The following is a 17,280-nucleotide window of genomic DNA, read 5'->3' as shown; positions in this document are numbered from 1 at the left end:
CCAATGGCAAATGTAAGCGTCAAGCAACTCACCAAATCCTACGACGGCAAGCAGAACGTGCTGGCCGATCTCAACCTAGAAATCAAGGACGGCGAATTCGTCGTGCTGGTCGGCCCTTCCGGTTGCGGCAAATCGACCCTGCTGCGCATGCTGTGCGGCCTGGAATCGATCACCAGCGGCGAGCTGTCTATCGGCGACCGCGTGGTCAACCACCTGCCGCCGGCCGAACGCGGCATCGCCATGGTGTTCCAGAGCTACGCCTTGTATCCGCATATGACGGTGTACAAGAACATGGCTTTCGGCCTGAAGATCGCCGGCGCCGACAAGGCCGCCATCGACCAGCGCATCCGCCATGCCGCCGGCATCCTGAAAATCGACCATCTGCTGGAGCGCCTGCCGCGCGAGCTTTCAGGCGGCCAGCGCCAGCGGGTCGCCATCGGCCGCGCCATCGTGCGCAAGCCGAAACTGTTCCTGTTCGATGAACCGCTGTCTAACCTGGACGCCGCCTTGCGGGTGCAGACCCGGCTGGAAATCGCCAAGCTGCACAAGCAGCTGGAAGCCACCATCGTCTACGTCACCCACGACCAGGTGGAAGCCATGACCCTGGGCGACAAGATCGTGGTGATGAACGACGGCTTCATCCAGCAGGCCGGCTCGCCGCTGGAGCTGTACCAGCGTCCGAAAAACCTGTTTGTCGCGACCTTTATCGGCTCGCCGAAGATGAACCTGTTCACTGGCGTGGTCAGCGCGGTGGAAGCCGACTGCCTGCGCATCAAGCTCGGCAACGGCCAGGAAGTCCGCGCGGACGTCGCCGCCGGCGCCGCCAAAGCCGGCGATGCGGTCACAGTTGGCCTGCGCCCTGAACATATCCTGGAAAACGCGCATAGTGGTGAAGTATTCAGCGGCAAGGTCAGCATCGTCGAGCACCTGGGCGAAGCCAACTTCATCTATGTCACCCTGCAGGACGGCCAGGACCTGCTGGTGCGCGGCGACGGCAACAATCCGGTGCATATCGGCGACAGCGTCACCCTGTCGGCGCCGAGCAGCGCGTTTCACGTGTTCGATGCCCAAGGCCTGGCTCTGGAAAGATTGAAACCTGGAAACATGATTTCTTCCAAGCAATAAAACCTGTTCACGATCTGTAGCCTCAGCAAACTACGCTGACATCGCCGTCAGCTGGTGCTAAACGGCGCGGAAAAACCGGAGTGTACTGCAAGTACACGAGGATTTTGAGCACCGTTTAGTGCCAGATCACGGGGGCGCAGTAAGATCGTGAACAGGCTCCAAGACCTGAACCTGCGAAATAGATACACTATGCGCCTGCAAAAAGGCGTGGGAGTTGAGTTGAAAACAGCATTCGAATATCTGATCGGGGTCGATGGCGGCGGCACCAAGACCGTGGTCCGGGTGGAACGCCCGGACGGCAGCCATGTCGCCGATGGCAGCAGCGGGCCATCGGCTCTGATGCATGGCACCAGCAAGTCCTGGTGCGCCATCGTCACGGCACTGGACAACGCCTTCCTGGCGGCCGGCATCGCGCGGCCGCCGTATGCGGCGATCGCCGCCGGCTGCGGCTTGTCCGGGGTTAATAATCCGCAGTGGGCGCAACAGTTCACCGAGCAGAATCCGGGCTTCGGTGCGCTGGCCATCGGCACCGACGCCTTCACCACCCTGCTCGGCGCCCACCTGGGCCAGCCCGGCGTGGTGGTGGCGATCGGCACCGGCAGCGTCGGCGAAGTCTTGCTGGCCGACGGCAGCCGCCTTGAAGTCGGCGGCTGGGGCTTCCAGACCGGCGACGAAGCCAGCGGCGGCTGGATCGGCCTGCGCGCCGCCAACCATGTCGAACGGGCGCTGGACGGCCGCGCCATCGCCGGCCCGTTAGCGCGAGCTATCGTCCGCTTCTGCGGCGGCGCCGACGACTTCAGCAACAGCCAGAACCGGGAACGGGTGATTGCCTGGGTCAACAGCGCCAACCAGAGCATCTTCGCGCAGCTGGCGCCGCTGGTGGTGGCCCATGCCGGCGAGGACCAGGCGGCGCAGACCATCTTGCGCAAGGCCGGCGTCGAAATCGACCAGATCGCGCTGGCGCTGGACCCGTCGCAGCAGCTGCCGATCGCGCTGTGCGGCGGCCTGGCCGCTCCGCTCCAGGCCTATCTGCCGGAACCATTGAAATCGCGCGCGATCACGCCGCGCGCCGGCGCCGCAGCCGGCTCACTGCTGCTGCTGCGCCGCCAACTCGCAACCGTCGCCGCCGAACCCGCAGGAGAACAAGCATGAATACCAGTAGCAACCTGACGCAACTGCATGGCAATGTCCTGACCACCGAGGGCTGGGTCGCCGGCAGCATCGGTTTCAGCGACATGATCGCCGAGATCAGCGGCGAGGCGCTGGAACAGCCGCCAGAGCAAGGCGACTATATCCTGCCCGGATTTATCGACCTGCACGTGCATGGCGGCGGCGGCAAGGACATCATGGAAGCCGGCGACGCCGTCCATGTGGTCTCGCGCCTGCATGCCCAGCATGGCACCACCAGCATGCTGGCCACCACCATGACGGCGCCGCTGGAAGAGCTGGAAGCAGCGCTGGGCGCGATCGGCAAGGCTTGCCGCGGCCGCCGCGCCGGCAGCGCGCGGGTGCTGGGGGCGCATCTGGAAGGCCCCTACATCAATCCGGGCAAGCTCGGCGCCCAGCCTGACTTCGCGATTGCCGCAACGGTCGAGCAGATCGACTGGCTGCGCAGCTTCGCGCCCTTGAAGCTGATCACCATCGCACCGGAAATCAACGGCCACATGGCGCTGGTCAAGACGCTCTCGAAACTGGGCATGCGGGTGCAGATCGGCCATACCCTGGGTACTTATGAAGACGGCGTCGCCGCCCTCAAAAACGGCGCCGCCGGCTTCACCCATCTGTTCAATGCGATGAGCTCCTTCCATCACCGGCAACCGGGCATGGCGGGCGCCGCCCTGGCGCATGCCGAATATGCCGAGCTGATCCCGGACCTGCTGCACGTCCATCCGGGCGCCATCAAGACCGCGCTACGGGCGATCCCACGCCTGTTTTGCGTCACCGATTCGACCGCCGCCTCCGGCATGCCGGACGGCGACTACATGCTGGGCCGCCAGGTGGTGCACAAATGCCTGGGCGGTGTGCGGCTGGACAACGGCACCCTGGCCGGCAGCACGCTGACCATGGACCAGGCGCTGCGCAACCTGGTGTCGCTGGGACTGGAAATCGCCGAAGCCTCGCTGCGCGTCTCCACCTATCCGGCCGACTACCTCGGCATGCAAGAACGCGGACGCCTGAAAGAAGGCTGTTTCGCCGATATCCTGGTGCTCGACCGCCAGCTCAAACTCAAAGCCGTCTATGTAGAAGGAGAAAGAATTGACCTCGTTGATGCTTAAAGAAGCCCGCTCGGCGGCAGAACATGTCGCCTTGCAGCTCAGCCAGGACCGCGAGCGCTATGCCGAACTCGGCCAGCGCCTGCGCGCCGCGCCGCCGTCCAGCATCCTGACCGTGGCGCGCGGCAGTTCCGACCATGCCGCCAATTACTGCGCCTACCTGATCATGGCACGCCTCGGCCGCATCGTCGCTTCGCTGCCGCTCTCGCTGGTGACGCTCAACAAGGCGCCGCTGATCGCCCGCGATGCGCTCGCCATTGCGATTTCGCAATCGGGCCAGAGCCCGGACGTAATCGAGCCTATTCGCTATTTCCGCGACAGCGGCGCCACTACGGTAGCGCTGGTGAATGACGTCGCGTCACCGCTAGCTAACGCTGCCGAATGGGCGCTGCCCTTGCATGCCGGCGCGGAACTGAGCGTGGCCGCCACCAAAAGCTTTATCACCAGCCTGGTGGCTGCCGCCCGCCTGACTGCGCACTGGCAGGACGACGCTGCCTTCCTGGCCGCCATCGAAGCCCTGCCGCAAGCTTTGACCGCCGCCACCGAGCTCGACTGGAGCCCGGCGATCGAGGTGCTGGCGCCCTCCTCCCGCATCATGGTGGTTGGCCGCGGCATCAGCTTGCCGCTGGCGCTGGAATCGGCATTGAAATTCAAGGAAACCTCGGCGATCCAGGCGGAAGCCTTCAGCGGCGCCGAAATCAAGCATGGCCCGATGGCCTTGATCGACGAAGGCTATCCGCTGCTGATCTTCGCCACCCGCGGACCGACCCAGGCCGGCTTGCTCAAGCTGGCCGAGGAAATGCGCGGCCGCGGCGCCAAGGTGCTGCTGGCGGCGCCGGACGATGTGGCGGCGCGCGACCTGACTTTGCCTGTGGCTGCTACGCCGGACCTTGATCCGATCGTGGCGATCCAGGCTTTCTATGTGATGGCGGCTCAATTGTCGGTAGCACGCGGCATGGATCCGGATCAGCCGCGGCATTTGAGTAAAGTGACTAAAACGCAGTAAAGCATCTTGTACTCGGTTTTCGTCACGCTTAAGACATATAGCTAACTGGGGTCGGAGTGAACTTTCTGCGTGCTTTTTGCAGAAACTTCACTCCGACCCCACTTAGCGGGCTACGGAGTACATACCTCGGTGTTGGAAAATAAAACCAAGTAGTGCGCCGAATCTTTCTCCGAATCCGTCATGTGGGGTCAGAGTCGACTTTCGCGATAAAGCACCGCGAAAGTCGACTCTGACCCCAGATGACTCATAAAACACGATAAAACCGTCACCTGGTTTTCGTCGCACCTGATACACGTAGCTAACTGGGGTCGGAGTGAACTTTCTGCGCGCTTTTTGCAGAAACTTCACTCCGACCCCACTTAGCGGGCCATGGAGTGTATGCCTCATCGTTAGAGAAAAAATCGCGAATGCGCACCGTCTTTCTCCGAATCCGTCATGTGGGGTCGGAGTCGAGTTTCGCGATAAAGCGCCGCGAAAGTCGACTCCGACCCCAGATGACTACGCCCGGGGCGGCAACTTAAAACACGTGCCGCATCCCCACCCGTAACAGGCTCTGCGTACTATTGCTGGACGGTGCAAACGAATTGCCGATGACGCCATTCACCCCGCGCGACGCGCGCCGGTAATCCGCTGACACATACAGATCGCTGCGCTTGGACAAGTGGTAATCCAGCCCCAGCGAAATCTGGTTCGCCTTGGTGCCTTCGAAATGCATGCGCTGATAGCCCAGCGTACCGTCCAGCGCCGCACTGAGATGGTAGCGGCCGCCGATTTCCAGCAGGCGCAGATCCGATGCCTGGCCATAGCCGCGGAACTCGATATCCGCAAAATTCGCCATGGCGGTCAGGTTCCCTATTTCATAGGCGGCGCCGATGGCGAAGATCTTCTGGCTGTCGATAGCCATGTTCTTGAACGGAACGCGCTCGCCGCTTTCGGCATCGATGACAAAGGTCGGCTGACCGAGGAAATGCGTCAGGCCCAGGCTTGGATAAGGTCCGATCGCCTGGGTGCCGCGCGGCGTGTTCAGCCGCATGTAGGCAGCGCCGGCGGAAAACGGGCCGCGTGCATAGCGGGCGCCGATATTCCAGGCCGTGCCGCTGCCGGCGCCTTCGCTGTCATTTTCGTCCGGATGCAAGCTCTTGTCGGCAAATGAATACAGCGCGCCAAAGGTCAGTCCCTTGAAATCGGCGCTGGCGAGCTTGATCGAGCGCTGGATGGCATTGCCGGCAATGCGGTCGAAATTCCCCTGGTGCGCGGCGTAGCCGCTGGCGCCGGCGCTGATGTTGAAAGGCGTGACATAGTCGTTGATCAGATCGTACTGGGTGCCAAAGGTTATTTGCCCGTAGCGGTTAGCGAGGCCGACCATCGCCACCCGGTCGAACATCGTGCCTGGCGAGGACAAGGAACCATCGTCCAGGTTGAAGCTACTCTCCAACTGGAACACGACACTCAGCCCTCCGCCCAGGTCTTCCACGCCCTTGACACCCCAGCGGTTCGGTTCCATCACACCGGTGTCCAGCTTGGTATTGCCGTGCCCGCCTTCATTATTGACGAAGGTGACGCCGGCATCCAGCACGCCATAAAACACTACGGAGCTTGGTGCAGCGGCTTTCTTTTCGCTGACAGGAATCTCGGTTTGCGCCTGGACTACAGGAGAAAACGCCAATGCGCAGCTGCCGCCTATGATGCTCAATAAAACTTTCATAATATATTCCGATAATTTGTTCCACAGTTTTCAGATGTCGCAAGCCGGCTGCCGAGCGTATTGCTGCCGGCAGCGGCTTGCAGTTTGACTAGGTGTTAATGCCGGTTCAGAACCACTGCCCGTAACGGCGGATATAGATGGTCTTCACAGTTTGCGCCAGGATCATGTAGCCGACCATGGTGGCGATCAGCCAGTAGAAGTACGATGTGTCCAGCGCCACGAAGCCGATAGATGCCGCCAGCGGCGAGAACGGCAGGTAGCAGCCGATGCCGATGGCAATCGCGGTCGACAGCAATACCGGCAATGCCGCCGTGCTCTGGATGAACGGAATCTTACGGGTGCGCAGCATATGCACCACCAGCGTCTGCGACACCAGGCCTTCGATGAACCAGCCGGAATTCATGATGCTCTGGCCGGCACTGCCGCCATCTGCCGCGTACATCGCGCCGGCGCCGAACACGGTCCACATCAGGATATAAGTGGTGATATCGAATACCGACGAAGTCGGGCCGATCCAGATCATGAAGCGGCGGATATTGCCGGCATCCCATTTGCGCGGCTTCTTGAGGAAGTCTTCATCCATCTTGTCCCATGGCAGCATCATCTGCGAGATGTCATAGATCAGATTCTGGATCAGCAAGTGCACCGCCAGCATCGGTTCCCACGGCAGCCAGGCGGAAGCCACCAGCACCGAAAACACATTGCCGAAGTTGGAACTGGCCGTCATGTTCAGGTACTTGAGGATATTGCCGAAGGTCTCGCGGCCCTTGACCACGCCTTCTTCCAGCACCATCAGGCTCTTTTCCAGCAAGATGATGTCGGCGGTTTCCTTGGCGATATCGGCGCCGCTGTCGACCGAAATGCCGACGTCGGCGTCGCGCAAGGCCGGCGCGTCGTTGATGCCGTCGCCGAGGAAGCCGACGGTGTGGCCATTGGCCTGCAGCGCCTTGACCACGCGCGATTTCTGCAGCGGCGTCAGTTTGGCGAACACGGTGGTGTACTTGACTGCCTCGTTCAGCTGCTGCTCGGACATGGCCTCGATTTCCTGGCCGACCAGCGGCGTGCCGGGATCGAGACCGACATCGCGGCAGACCTTGAGCGTGACGATGGCGTTATCGCCGGTCAGCACCTTGACTGCCACACCGTATTCCTGCAGGGCGCGGATGGCCGGCGCCGCTGAATCCTTGGGCGGATCGAAGAAAGTGAGGAAGCCACGCACCACCAGGTTGGCTTCATCTTCGGTCTTGTACTGCACCTTGGCGTGAGCGGCATCGATCTGGCGCGTGGCGACGATCAATACCCGATAACCCTCTTCATTGTATTCGCGCGCCTGTTCCAGCAGTGCGGTACGGGCCTTAGCGTCCAGCGGGCGTACCTCGCTGCCTTCTTGCGCGTGGCTGCATACCGCCAGCATTTCTTCGACGGCGCCCTTGGACACCATCAACTGCGCACCGGCCTGGTCCTCGACGATCACCGACAAACGGCGCCGCACGAAGTCGAAGGGCATCTCGTCGATCTTGCTGTATTGCAGCAGCTTGGCGGCCGGACCGCGCTCGTCGGCATGGCTGACGATGGCGATATCCATCAGGTTCTTTTGCCCGCTCTGGTGAAAACTGTTCAGCCACGCCAGCTGCAGGATGCTTTCATCCTTGTTGCCGCTGATGTCAAGGTGGCGCTCCAGGATGATCTTGTCCTGGGTCAGGGTGCCGGTCTTGTCGGTGCACAGCACATCCATGGCGCCGAAGTTCTGCACCGAATTCAAGCGCTTCACCACCACCTTACGGCGCGCCATCGCCATCGCCCCTTTGGCCAGGTTGGCCGAGACGATCATCGGCAGCATTTCCGGCGTCAGCCCGACCGCCACCGCCAGCGCGAAGGTCAGCGCCGACATCCAGTCGCCCTTGGTGACGCCATTGATCATGAAGACGATGGGAACCATCACCAGCATGAAACGGATCAGCAGCCAGGAAACGCTGCTGACGCCACGGTCAAAACTGGTTTCGATGCGCTTGTGGCTGACCACATTCTCGGCCAGCGAGCCGAAATAGGTATTAGCGCCGGTGGCTACCACCACCGCAGTGGCGGTGCCGCTGACGACATTGGTCCCCATGAAGCAGATATCGGACAGGTCGAGCAGGTCGGCCTTGCTATCTAGCGCAGGATTGGCGTCGGCGGATTTCTGCGCCACCGCGCCCAGCGTGTCGTATTTCTCCACCGGCAGCGCTTCACCGGTGAGCACCGCCTGGCTGATGAACAGATCGCGTGAGGCAAACAGGCGGATATCGGCCGGGATCATGTCGCCGGCCTGCAGGCTGACGATATCGCCCACCACCAGTTCGCGCATCGGAATTTCCTGGCGCTGGGGATTGGCGGCGTCATTGGTCCGGCGCAGCACGGTGGCGGTGGTGCGCACCATCGATTTCAGCCGCTCGGCAGCCTTGTTCGAACGATATTCCTGGAAGAAGCGCAGCAGGCTGCTGATGGTCACCATCGTCACCAGGATGATCACGCCCTTCCAGCTGCGCTCGTCCGGCACGGCCAGGTGGACATCGAGGATGTAGCTGATGGTGGCCAGTATCAGCAGCACGATCACGAAGGGATTCTTGAAAGACAGGGCCAGCTGCACCAGGGCGTGCGGCGCCTTGTCGTGCGCTACCTCATTAGGGCCGGAGCGCTGCAGGCGTTCGGCGGCGTCATGGTTGAACAGGCCGAAAGGCGAGGTTTTGGTACGGTTGAAAGTCGATTGAATAGGCTTGCCGGACTCTTCGACGACGCGCATCGAGATTTTCTGTTCCGGCGCAGAGGATCCGGAGATGAATCCTTTCTGCTTCTGCTTGGGCTTGCCCGCTTTGGTTTTGGGTGTCTGGTTCATGTGATTTTCCTGTGCTGCATGGACGGCACGGGAAAATCCTGTCTTCATTCAGACAATACTATCCCCTGCCGCGCCACGGCTAAGCGTGTTCGGTTGGTAGAAAAACTGGGACGAGGGTCGCCCGCTGTGGTTATCGCGCTGACTATCCAAGCGGGCGGCCTATCGCCACCTTCGCTGTCGTCTTCCATGTGTATCCTTGCAATGGCTAGGGGTTGGTTGGATGCTCCCGTAACGGGCCGGGAGCTGGCTTTTACTGCGGCATGAAGATGGGCGCCACGTAGGCATGCGACCGGCTGTGCGCCGCCAGCGGCGACAACAGGTTCAGCAGGATGAACAACCAGGCCAGCGCTGCAAGCAGCGCCAGCAGCACGGCGCTTCTTGCGCTCAGAAATTGATGATGCATGCCGATCCCTTAGCGGCCGCTTATCAGCGTGCCGTACATGCCATAGCTCTGGGCCGGTTGGCGGTGTTGCCGGGAGTGCGCATCACTGTTATGGCGTGCATGGCTGGCGGCCTGGGCAGAAGTCCAGCCGAAAGTCCAGCCCTTGGATGGCGTTCCTGCGATGCGCTGTTGCTGAGCGTTGATGAATGATTTGATAGTCATGATTGGCCTCGACAGACGTGTTTGCATAGCGGTTCTCCCTGAGGAAAACCGTGATCGAAGGCAGAGGCGGCGGACTAGAGCCGTTGACTATGCAACAGGCTGGAAATGGAAGCTTTGCGCGCCCTGCTTGCGTATTAAAGATGTTTTACGTAAGGGACAACTGGGGGGACAGTCCATGTCAACATTCCTTTATAAACGCACTGGAGCGGCAGCAAAAGCAGCCGGCAGCTGGTGGGCGGAGTGGACGAGCGACAGCGCTCATGCAGCGTAGGGCGGCAACGGCGTGCCTGGAAAAATGAACCATGCCAATCTCCTCGAACCGGGATCCGGCAACGCAGGGACGCGATCAGTCAGCGCGGACACAGCCGCAAACGCGGGGGCGCGAAGAATCTCGTCACTGCACGGCAGAAACGTCGGAATAACCGGAACAAACGGATTAAATGACTGGATGGGGATTTAAAGTGCGGTCTTGCTGATCGCATCTACAACTCGGCGTACGCAGAGTCGTAGCGGAGGGAGGTCTGCTACTGCTGTGCGTGCTGTGCCGGGCTGATCGCCCATCCACTTCTACTATTAGAACCAGAGTCCACAATGGACCTCCATATAATGCAATGCCCGAAGTTTATCGATGAAGGAATAGCCATGTCAAGCATAAATCCAGCTATTTCCAAAATTGCTCGCTGCCTGAAACATGGCTCCGGCTGTGGCAATCCAGCCCATTGCACGAAAAATCCGGCAGTCGGATAAACTGTGCCGTTGTACCCTACTCCCGAAATCATCATGCAAAACATCCAAGCTGTAGAACTGGCCAAAGCCTATCGCCTGCTGAACCACGGCCCTACCACCATCGTCACCAGCGCCCATGCCGGAGCCAGCAATGTAATGGCGGCGGCGTGGGCCATGGCGCTGGATTTCGATCCGCCCAAAGTGCTGGTGGTGATCGACAAAAGTACGCTGACGCGTGAACTGGTGGAAGCCTCGGGCGAGTTTGCGCTGAACATTCCTACCCGCGCGCAGGCCGAACAGACATTGGCGGTAGGCTCCAGCTCCGGGCGCGACGGCGACAAGTTCGCGGCGCTGGATATCGCCACATTTCCATCGCAGAAAATCGGCGCACCGCTGATGTCCGGCTGCCTGGCATGGCTGGAATGCAAGATCATCCCGGAGCCGCATAATCAGCAGCGCTACGACCTGTTCATCGCCGAGGTGGTGGCCGCCTGGGCCGATGCCGCGGCGTTCTCTGAAGGCCGCTGGCACTTCCCCAGCGCAGACCAGCATTCCGTGCATTACCTGTCCGGCGGCGCCTTCTTCGCCACCGGCGAAGCGTTCAATGTGCAGCTGAAGTCGTAGCGAGGACTCAGTTCACAACAAACCTGCCGGCGCTTAGCCGCGGCCGATGAACGGCATATTGGTCGCCATCACTGTCATGAACTGAACGTTCGCATCCAGCGGCAGGCTGGCCATGTAGAGCACCGCATTGGCGACATTTTCCACCGCCATGGTCGGCTCCACCGCCACCTGGCCATTGGCTTGCAGGATGCCCTGCTCCATCCGTTCCGTCATGTCGGTGGCGGCATTGCCGATATCGATCTGGCCGCAGGCTATATTGTATTTGCGGCCATCCAGCGAAGTCGACTTGGTCAGGCCCGTAATCGCGTGCTTGGTGGCGGTATAGGCCACCGAATTCGGCCGCGGCACATGCGCGGCGATCGAGCCATTGTTGATGATGCGGCCGCCGCCCGGCGTTTGCGCCTTCATGATCTTGAACGCTTCCTGCGTGCACAGGAAGGCGCCAGTCAGGTTGACGTCGACCGATGCCTTCCACTGGGCGAAATCAACCTCCTCCAATGACGCCGATTTAGTGAAGATGCCGGCATTGTTGAACAGCAGATCCAGGCGGCCGAACTGTTCGCTGACCTTGGCAAACAGCATCTTCACAGACGCCGGGTCGCTGACATCGGCCGGCACCGCCAAGGCATGCGCCGCCAGCATGCCGGCGGCCGCCATGGTTTCTTCCAGGGCGGCGCTGCGGCGTCCCGCCAGCACCACGGTGTAATCGTTGCGCAGCAGCGCCAGGGCGATGTGCTTGCCGATGCCGGAACCGGCGCCGGTGACTAATGCGACTTTCTTGCTGACTGCCATTTCCATGCTCCTGGGTGGTTATTTTCCTTATTCTAACGATGTTTCGCCTCAAGCCTGTCGCTCACCCCGGCATCGCTTGCAAACTTGTAATAATCAAATGCGACTTTGGTCGTTCACTCAGTGATTTTGTTTTGTTAATCTGCCCTGCATGGCGCTCGATTTTTCGAACGGCCTGAACAATGGAAACAAACGGGAACATCTACCAGGGACCAAAACAATATGAAATCAACTGCCATCTTATTCGCCGGCCTGACGCTGCTGTCCGGCCTGGCCCATGCCGACAAACTGGACGACATCAAGAAAGCCGGCGTGCTGCGCGTGGCCACCTTCGACGGCAATCCGCCGTTCGGCTTTGTCGACCAGAAGACCAACAAGATCATCGGCCTGGATGTCGATTACGCCAATGCCGTCGCCAGGAAACTCGGCGTCAAGGTCGCACTGGTGCCGACCAATCCGGCCAACCGGATTCCCTTGCTGACATCGGGCAAAGTCGACCTGGTGTTCGCCAATTTCACCATCAATCCCGAGCGCGCCCAGGTGATCGATTTCAGCATCCCCTACTTCGCTTCCGGCCAGCAGTTCCTGACCAGGAAAGGCGTGCTGAAAACGGCTTCCCAGATCCCTGAGCTGCGTATAGGCACCGACAAAGGCACCACCATGGAAACCACCTTGCGCGAAAAATATCCGGCCGCCAAGGTCGTGCTGTACGACGATACGCCGTTCGCCCTGGCCGCCCTGCGCAATGGCAATGTGCAGGCGATCACCCAGGATGGCTCCAAGCTGATTGCGCTACTGGCCAATATTCCGGACAAGGAAAAATATGAAATCCCGGCTTTCGCCATTTCCGAGGAATACGAAGGCGTCGGCGTGCCCAAGGGCGAAACCCGGCTGGTGAATACGCTCAACGACACCCTGCGTGAATTTGAAAAGGATGGCACCGCCCTCAAGATCTACGACAAATGGTTCGGCCCCAACAGCAAATCCCCGCTACCGCGCCTGTTCAAGATCGGCGATACCAAGCTGAGCCAGAACTGATCTTTCTTCTGCAATTTTCTCCTGATGTCTGTCTTGCACTGGCCGTCTTTGCCGATTGCCAGTGTTTTTTTATTCCTGGCCGTTAAGGGCCGGTAGTTGGTTGCAAAGTAAAAATGACCGAGTTTCAATCGTTGCTGGGGCAGGCGCTGCCCCCCAAATACCTGGGCTGGCTGATGGATGGCTTGTGGATGACGCTGCATATTTCTGCCGTGATCGCCCTGCTCTCCACCTTGCTCGGCATCGTGATCGCCGCTGCGCGTTCAAACCACCGCCGCTGGCTGGCGCTGCCTGCTGCCGCTTTTCTTGCCTTGTTCCGCAATACGCCGCTGCTGGTGCAATTGTTTTTCTGGTACTTCGGCGTCTCCAGCCTGCTACCGGAGAGTTCGGTAGAGTGGCTCAATACCGTGCATAGCCTGGCGCTCGGCAGCTATCTGGCGCTGAACTGGCCATCCTTCGAACTGCTGTGCGCCGTGATTGGCCTGAGCCTGTATTCCGCCGCCTATATAAGCGAAGAAATCCGCGCCGGCATGCGTGGCGTCGCCGCGGCCCAGCAACTGGCCGGCGCCGCGCTCGGCCTGACGCGCTGGCAGGTGCTGCGCTATGTGATCCTGCCGCAAGCAGTGTGGATTGCCCTGCCGCCGTTGCTGGGACAGTACATGAATATCATCAAGAACACCTCGCTGACCATGGCGATCGGCCTGGCCGAGCTGTCCTATACCTCGCGCCAGGTGGAGGCGCAAACCTTCAAGACTTTCCAGGCTTTCGGTGTCGCGACCTTGTTTTATATCGCGGTGATCGCTGCGCTGGAAATGGCCGGGCAATTGCTGCAGCGGCGCCGGCGCCTGGCCGTGACTGGAAGCGCGCGGCGATGAGCATGCAATTCAGCGTATTGACGGACAACCTGCCTTACCTGCTGTGGGGCGCTTATCCCGACGGGCCGCTGGGCGGCGCTGCCTTGACCGTATTGCTAAGCCTGGGCTCGGCGCTGGCGTCGGCAGTGCTGGGGTTGTTGCTGGGCATCGGCTTGTCGATGTCGCGCGGCTTTCTTAATTTTCTGCTGGCGGCGGTGATCGGCTTCTTCCGGGCGATTCCGGTGCTGATGCTGATTTTCTGGACTTATTTCCTGTTGCCGGTTGTATTTCACGTCGACGTGCCGGGGGTGTTGTCGGTGATGTGCGCCTTGGCGCTGGTCGGCGGCGCTTATCTGGCGCATTCGGTGCATGCGGGGATCAGCGGCGTCGGCGGCGGTCAGTGGGATGCGGGGTTGTCGCTGGGGATGACGCGGGTGGCGGTGCTGCGGCATATCGTGCTGCCGCAGGCTTTGCAGATGATGCTGCCGTCTTTCGTTAACCAATGGGTGACCTTGATCAAGGATAGCTCTCTGGCGTATATCGTCGGGGTGGGCGAGTTGTCGTTCGTGGCGGCGCAGGTCAACAGCCGGGTGATGATTTATCCGGCGGAGATATTCATGTTTATCGGCTTGATTTATTTTCTGCTGTGTTCGGGGTTGGGGTGGTTTGCGCATTTGGTGGCTGGCTATTTCCGCCCGGCGCGGGATAGCCAGATAACTCAGGCTGCCGCTATCTGATTGTGACTGTGGCCTGGCCAGTATTCAGTCCGATATTTTCACCACGATTATTTGCCGCCGCGATCTACGGCCCTTGCGTGATTTTCGTTTTATTTCCTCTTCGCTTAGTTAATTAGGGTCAGAGTTTTTTTCGCAGCCTTTTGCGAAAATTACTCTGACCCTAATTAACGGGCTACGGAGTATATGTCTTGGCATGCTAAGAACGTTCTGTGCATTGCTAAAACGGTTACTACTCCGTAGAAGCAAGCCGGGGGCGGCCCGGCAGCCGCTCACTTTCTTTTGCTTGCCTGCGCGGCCCGGCCAAAAGAAAGTAAGCAAAGAAAAGGCGACCGCAAAGCCGTTGCCCTCCCTTCGGTCGGGCCCCCAAATCCGGCGCGCGCCAGCCGGGTGAGGGGCAAAACTCGCCTTCGGCTCAAACATGCCCCTCACAATTCCCGGCTGACACGCGCCGGATTTGGCAACGTCTCAATGCGGAACACGTCAACTGCAACTTCAAAAGCAACAGCAAAACCAACACCACAGCCTTGGCTAAGCTAGGCGAGCACTGGAGTTGCCTCCCCGGCAACAAAACGCAAGGACAGACAACACCATCACCCGCAAACAGAATGAAACATTGACCGAATTGACTAAACTCAGATTGAATTTATACTGTACATACATACAGTATAATATATTCTCTCTTAAGTTTTGCCCTATTTCCATTTCGTCATGTCTCTCTCTGCCAGCGCCTCATCCAGCCTCACCGCTGCGGTTCAGTCGGTTGTTTCGACCTTGCCGCATGCCTTGTGGCGGGCGGACCAGATGGGGAGTTACCAGGGGGCGGTCACGGCTTCCGGTTATCCGGCGCTGGATAGGGAGTTGCCGAACGGCGGCTGGCCGCATTCGGCGTTGATTGAACTGCTGCTGCATCAGAGCGGCTGCGGCGAGATGCGGCTGCTGCAGCCAGCCCTGCTGCAGATTGCGCAGCAGCGGCGGATCGTGCTGCTGCAGCCGCCGCACCTGCCGCAGCTGGCAGCCTGGGAAGCCGCCGGGCTGGCTAGCGAGAAATTGCTTTGGATTAAGACCGGGCGCAGCACCGATGCGCTGTGGTCGGCGGAACAGGTTTTGCGCAACGGCAGCTGCGGCGCGCTGCTGATGTGGCAGCCGCATATCCGCGGCGAAGCCTTGCGCCGCCTGCATCTGGCGGCACAGGCCAGCGATACCATGTTGTGGATGATCCGTCCGCTCAGCGCCGCCCACGAATCGTCGCCCTCGCCCTTGCGCCTGTCCTTGCAGCCGGCCCGCAATGGCGTCGAGATCCAACTGCTCAAGCGCAAAGGGCCGCAACATGAACATGCTTTCTACCTGCCGCTGCCGGCCACCGTTCCCGAGACTGAGACTGAGACCGATCTGGTCGCGCCTCCCTTCACTTTATTAAACCCTGCGGCAACACCCCACCATGGCACTCTGGATAGGCATACATCTCCCGCTGTTGGCGCTGGAAACCTTGCGCCCGCGCTGGTCTAAGCCCTGCATGTTCGCGGTCCTGGAACATGAGCAGGTGCTGGCCATGAGCGCCAGCGCGGCAGCCGCCAGCGTGCGGCCGGGCATGCGCCGCGGCGGCGTGCTGGCGCTGGCGCCGGAAACGCTGCTGTGCGAACGCGAAACAACGCGCGAACAAGGGGCGCGCGACGATATCGCGCTGACCCTGTTGCAGTACACGCCGGAGGTCACGCATGCCGAAGAAGATTCGCTGCTGCTCGATGTCAGCGCCAGCCTGAGCGCTTTCGGCGGCCGCTTGGCGCTGTGCCGCCGCATCCGCGACAGCGTCCAGGCACTCGGCTTCAGCCTCCAGCTCAGCATGGCGCCGACCGCCCAAGGGGCATGGCTGCTGGCGCGCTTTCGACGGCGCCATCGCAACCCTCCCTTGCCGCGGCAACGGCGTAGCCTAGGCATGGCCAGCATGCAGCGCCGGCTGGACGCGCTGCCGTTCGTGATCCTGCCTGCGGCGCGCCCTTACCAGGAATGGCTGACTGGCATCGGCTGCCAGACCTTGGCCGATCTGCGCAAGCTGCCGCGCGCCGGCCTGCAGCGGCGCAGCGACCAGCAGCTGTTGGCAAGCATGGACCGCGCCTACGGCACGGCGCCGGAAATCTTCGACTGGGTGCAGCCGCCGCCGACTTTTTCCGCCTGGCTGGAACTGCCGGACCGCATCGAGCATGCCGAGGCGGTGCTGTTTGCCGCGCGCCGCCTGATCCTGCAGATGACTGGCTGGCTGGTGGCGCAGCAGCTGGCGGTCTCCTGTTTCCTGCTGTCGCTGGAACATGAACGCGGCCGCCAGGCGATTACGCCGACGCCGCTGGAAATTTCGCTGGCCGAAGCCGCCTGGCATGAAGAACACCTGCTGCGCCTGCTGAAAGAACGGCTGGGCCGATTGCAGCTTGAGGCGCCGGTGATTGCCTTGCGCCTGCAAGCCACCCAGGTGGCGCCGATGTTGCCGCCGACCGCCTCGCTGTTTCCCGAACCGGGCGGCACGCCGGGCGCCTATGCCCGCTTGCTGGAACTGTTAAGCGCGCGGCTGGGCAACGAGAATGTGCTGCAGCCGGCGGCGCGCGCCGATCACCGGCCGGAAATCGCAAATAACTGGCAAGCCGCTACCGCCGCTGGCCGCCAGCCGCCTGACGAGAGCAAGCGCGAAGTCCAGCCGCCGCGCCCGTTCTGGCTGTTGCAGGCGCCGCTGGCCTTGACGATACGCAATCACCGCCCCTTCTACAGCTCGCCCTTGCGGCTGCTGGCCGGCCCTGAACGCATCGAATGCAGCTGGTGGGACGGCGTGGCGGCGGTGCGCGATTATTTCATCGCGGAAGGCGAAGACGCCGCCTGCTACTGGATCTACCGGCAGCGCAGCAGCGATGAAATCCACTGGTTCCTGCATGGCTTGTTCGCCTGAC

The 17,280-nt window shown here is 61.0% G+C and carries 15 protein-coding genes; 10 read left to right on the top strand and 5 right to left on the bottom strand.

All coding sequences use genetic code 11. From position 1 onward, the window contains the following. Positions 1-3: 3 nt before the first annotated feature. The 4 genes from BCF11_RS21535 to BCF11_RS21520 all read left to right on the top strand — a co-directional run bounded on the left by BCF11_RS21535 (position 4) and on the right by BCF11_RS21520 (position 4,404). Positions 4-1,125, top strand: coding sequence for an ABC transporter ATP-binding protein (locus tag BCF11_RS21535; protein WP_098496550.1), 1,122 nt, complete (start codon positions 4-6; stop codon positions 1,123-1,125). A 219-nt stretch (positions 1,126-1,344) separates the two neighbouring features. After that, a complete protein-coding gene (locus BCF11_RS21530; RefSeq protein ID WP_369827809.1) occupies positions 1,345-2,277 on the top strand; it encodes a BadF/BadG/BcrA/BcrD ATPase family protein in 933 nt (310 codons plus the stop codon). Then, positions 2,274-3,401 carry an N-acetylglucosamine-6-phosphate deacetylase gene (nagA, locus tag BCF11_RS21525; protein ID WP_098496548.1) on the top strand — a complete coding sequence of 376 codons (1,128 nt, stop codon included), beginning with the start codon at positions 2,274-2,276 and terminating at the stop codon, positions 3,399-3,401. Before BCF11_RS21530 ends, nagA begins: the two co-directional genes overlap by 4 nt. Then, positions 3,382-4,404, top strand: coding sequence for an SIS domain-containing protein (locus BCF11_RS21520; RefSeq protein WP_233212583.1), 1,023 nt, complete (start codon positions 3,382-3,384; stop codon positions 4,402-4,404). The genes nagA and BCF11_RS21520 overlap by 20 nt, the downstream gene beginning before the upstream one ends. Before the next feature lie 517 nt (positions 4,405-4,921). Here the strand turns inward: BCF11_RS21520 and BCF11_RS21515 are convergent. The 4 genes from BCF11_RS21515 to BCF11_RS21505 form a co-directional block, all read right to left on the bottom strand. Further along, the gene (locus BCF11_RS21515) at positions 4,922-6,109 is read right to left on the bottom strand and encodes a porin (RefSeq protein ID WP_098496547.1); all 1,188 of its coding nucleotides are present in this window, start codon (positions 6,107-6,109) and stop codon (positions 4,922-4,924) included. A gap of 106 nt (positions 6,110-6,215) precedes the next feature. Beyond that, a complete protein-coding gene (gene mgtA / locus BCF11_RS21510) occupies positions 6,216-8,981 on the bottom strand; it encodes a magnesium-translocating P-type ATPase (RefSeq protein ID WP_098496546.1) in 2,766 nt (921 codons plus the stop codon). Between the two features lie 250 nt (positions 8,982-9,231). Further along, positions 9,232-9,384, bottom strand: a complete 153-nt coding sequence (locus BCF11_RS28065) for a hypothetical protein (protein ID WP_158229251.1) — start codon at positions 9,382-9,384, stop codon at positions 9,232-9,234. Between the two features lie 9 nt (positions 9,385-9,393). After that, positions 9,394-9,585, bottom strand: coding sequence for a hypothetical protein (locus BCF11_RS21505; RefSeq protein WP_098496545.1), 192 nt, complete (start codon positions 9,583-9,585; stop codon positions 9,394-9,396). Between the two features lie 780 nt (positions 9,586-10,365). Between BCF11_RS21505 and BCF11_RS21500 the strand changes: the two genes are divergently transcribed. Next, positions 10,366-10,935, top strand: a complete 570-nt coding sequence (locus tag BCF11_RS21500) for a flavin reductase family protein (RefSeq protein WP_098497633.1) — start codon at positions 10,366-10,368, stop codon at positions 10,933-10,935. 33 nt (positions 10,936-10,968) lie between these two features. Here the strand turns inward: BCF11_RS21500 and BCF11_RS21495 are convergent, their stop codons facing one another. Then, a complete protein-coding gene (locus BCF11_RS21495; RefSeq protein WP_098497632.1) occupies positions 10,969-11,727 on the bottom strand; it encodes an SDR family oxidoreductase in 759 nt (252 codons plus the stop codon). Positions 11,728-11,946: 219 nt separating this feature from the next. Between BCF11_RS21495 and BCF11_RS21490 the strand changes: the two genes are divergently transcribed. From BCF11_RS21490 to BCF11_RS21470, 5 genes are all read left to right on the top strand, one after another. Further along, the gene (locus tag BCF11_RS21490; protein ID WP_098496544.1) at positions 11,947-12,762 is read left to right on the top strand and encodes an ABC transporter substrate-binding protein; all 816 of its coding nucleotides are present in this window, start codon (positions 11,947-11,949) and stop codon (positions 12,760-12,762) included. 113 nt (positions 12,763-12,875) lie between these two features. Continuing rightward, on the top strand, positions 12,876-13,634 hold the full coding sequence (locus BCF11_RS21485; protein WP_098496543.1) for an amino acid ABC transporter permease: 759 nt from the start codon (positions 12,876-12,878) through the stop codon (positions 13,632-13,634). A 2-nt stretch (positions 13,635-13,636) separates the two neighbouring features. Next, entirely contained in the window at positions 13,637-14,350 is a 714-nt protein-coding gene (locus tag BCF11_RS21480; RefSeq protein WP_098497631.1) for an amino acid ABC transporter permease, read from the top strand. Between the two features lie 708 nt (positions 14,351-15,058). After that, a complete protein-coding gene (gene imuA / locus BCF11_RS21475; protein WP_098496542.1) occupies positions 15,059-15,856 on the top strand; it encodes a translesion DNA synthesis-associated protein ImuA in 798 nt (265 codons plus the stop codon). Then, positions 15,789-17,279 carry a DNA polymerase Y family protein gene (locus BCF11_RS21470; RefSeq protein WP_098496541.1) on the top strand — a complete coding sequence of 497 codons (1,491 nt, stop codon included), beginning with the start codon at positions 15,789-15,791 and terminating at the stop codon, positions 17,277-17,279. The genes imuA and BCF11_RS21470 overlap by 68 nt, the downstream gene beginning before the upstream one ends. The last annotated feature ends 1 nt before the right edge of the window (position 17,280 follow it).

Source organism: Collimonas sp. PA-H2 (genome assembly GCF_002564105.1).
Lineage (GTDB): Bacteria > Pseudomonadota > Gammaproteobacteria > Burkholderiales > Burkholderiaceae_D > Collimonas.
The sequence above is the reverse complement of the archived record's forward strand: the minus strand, read 5'-3'. Positions and strand labels throughout refer to the sequence as shown.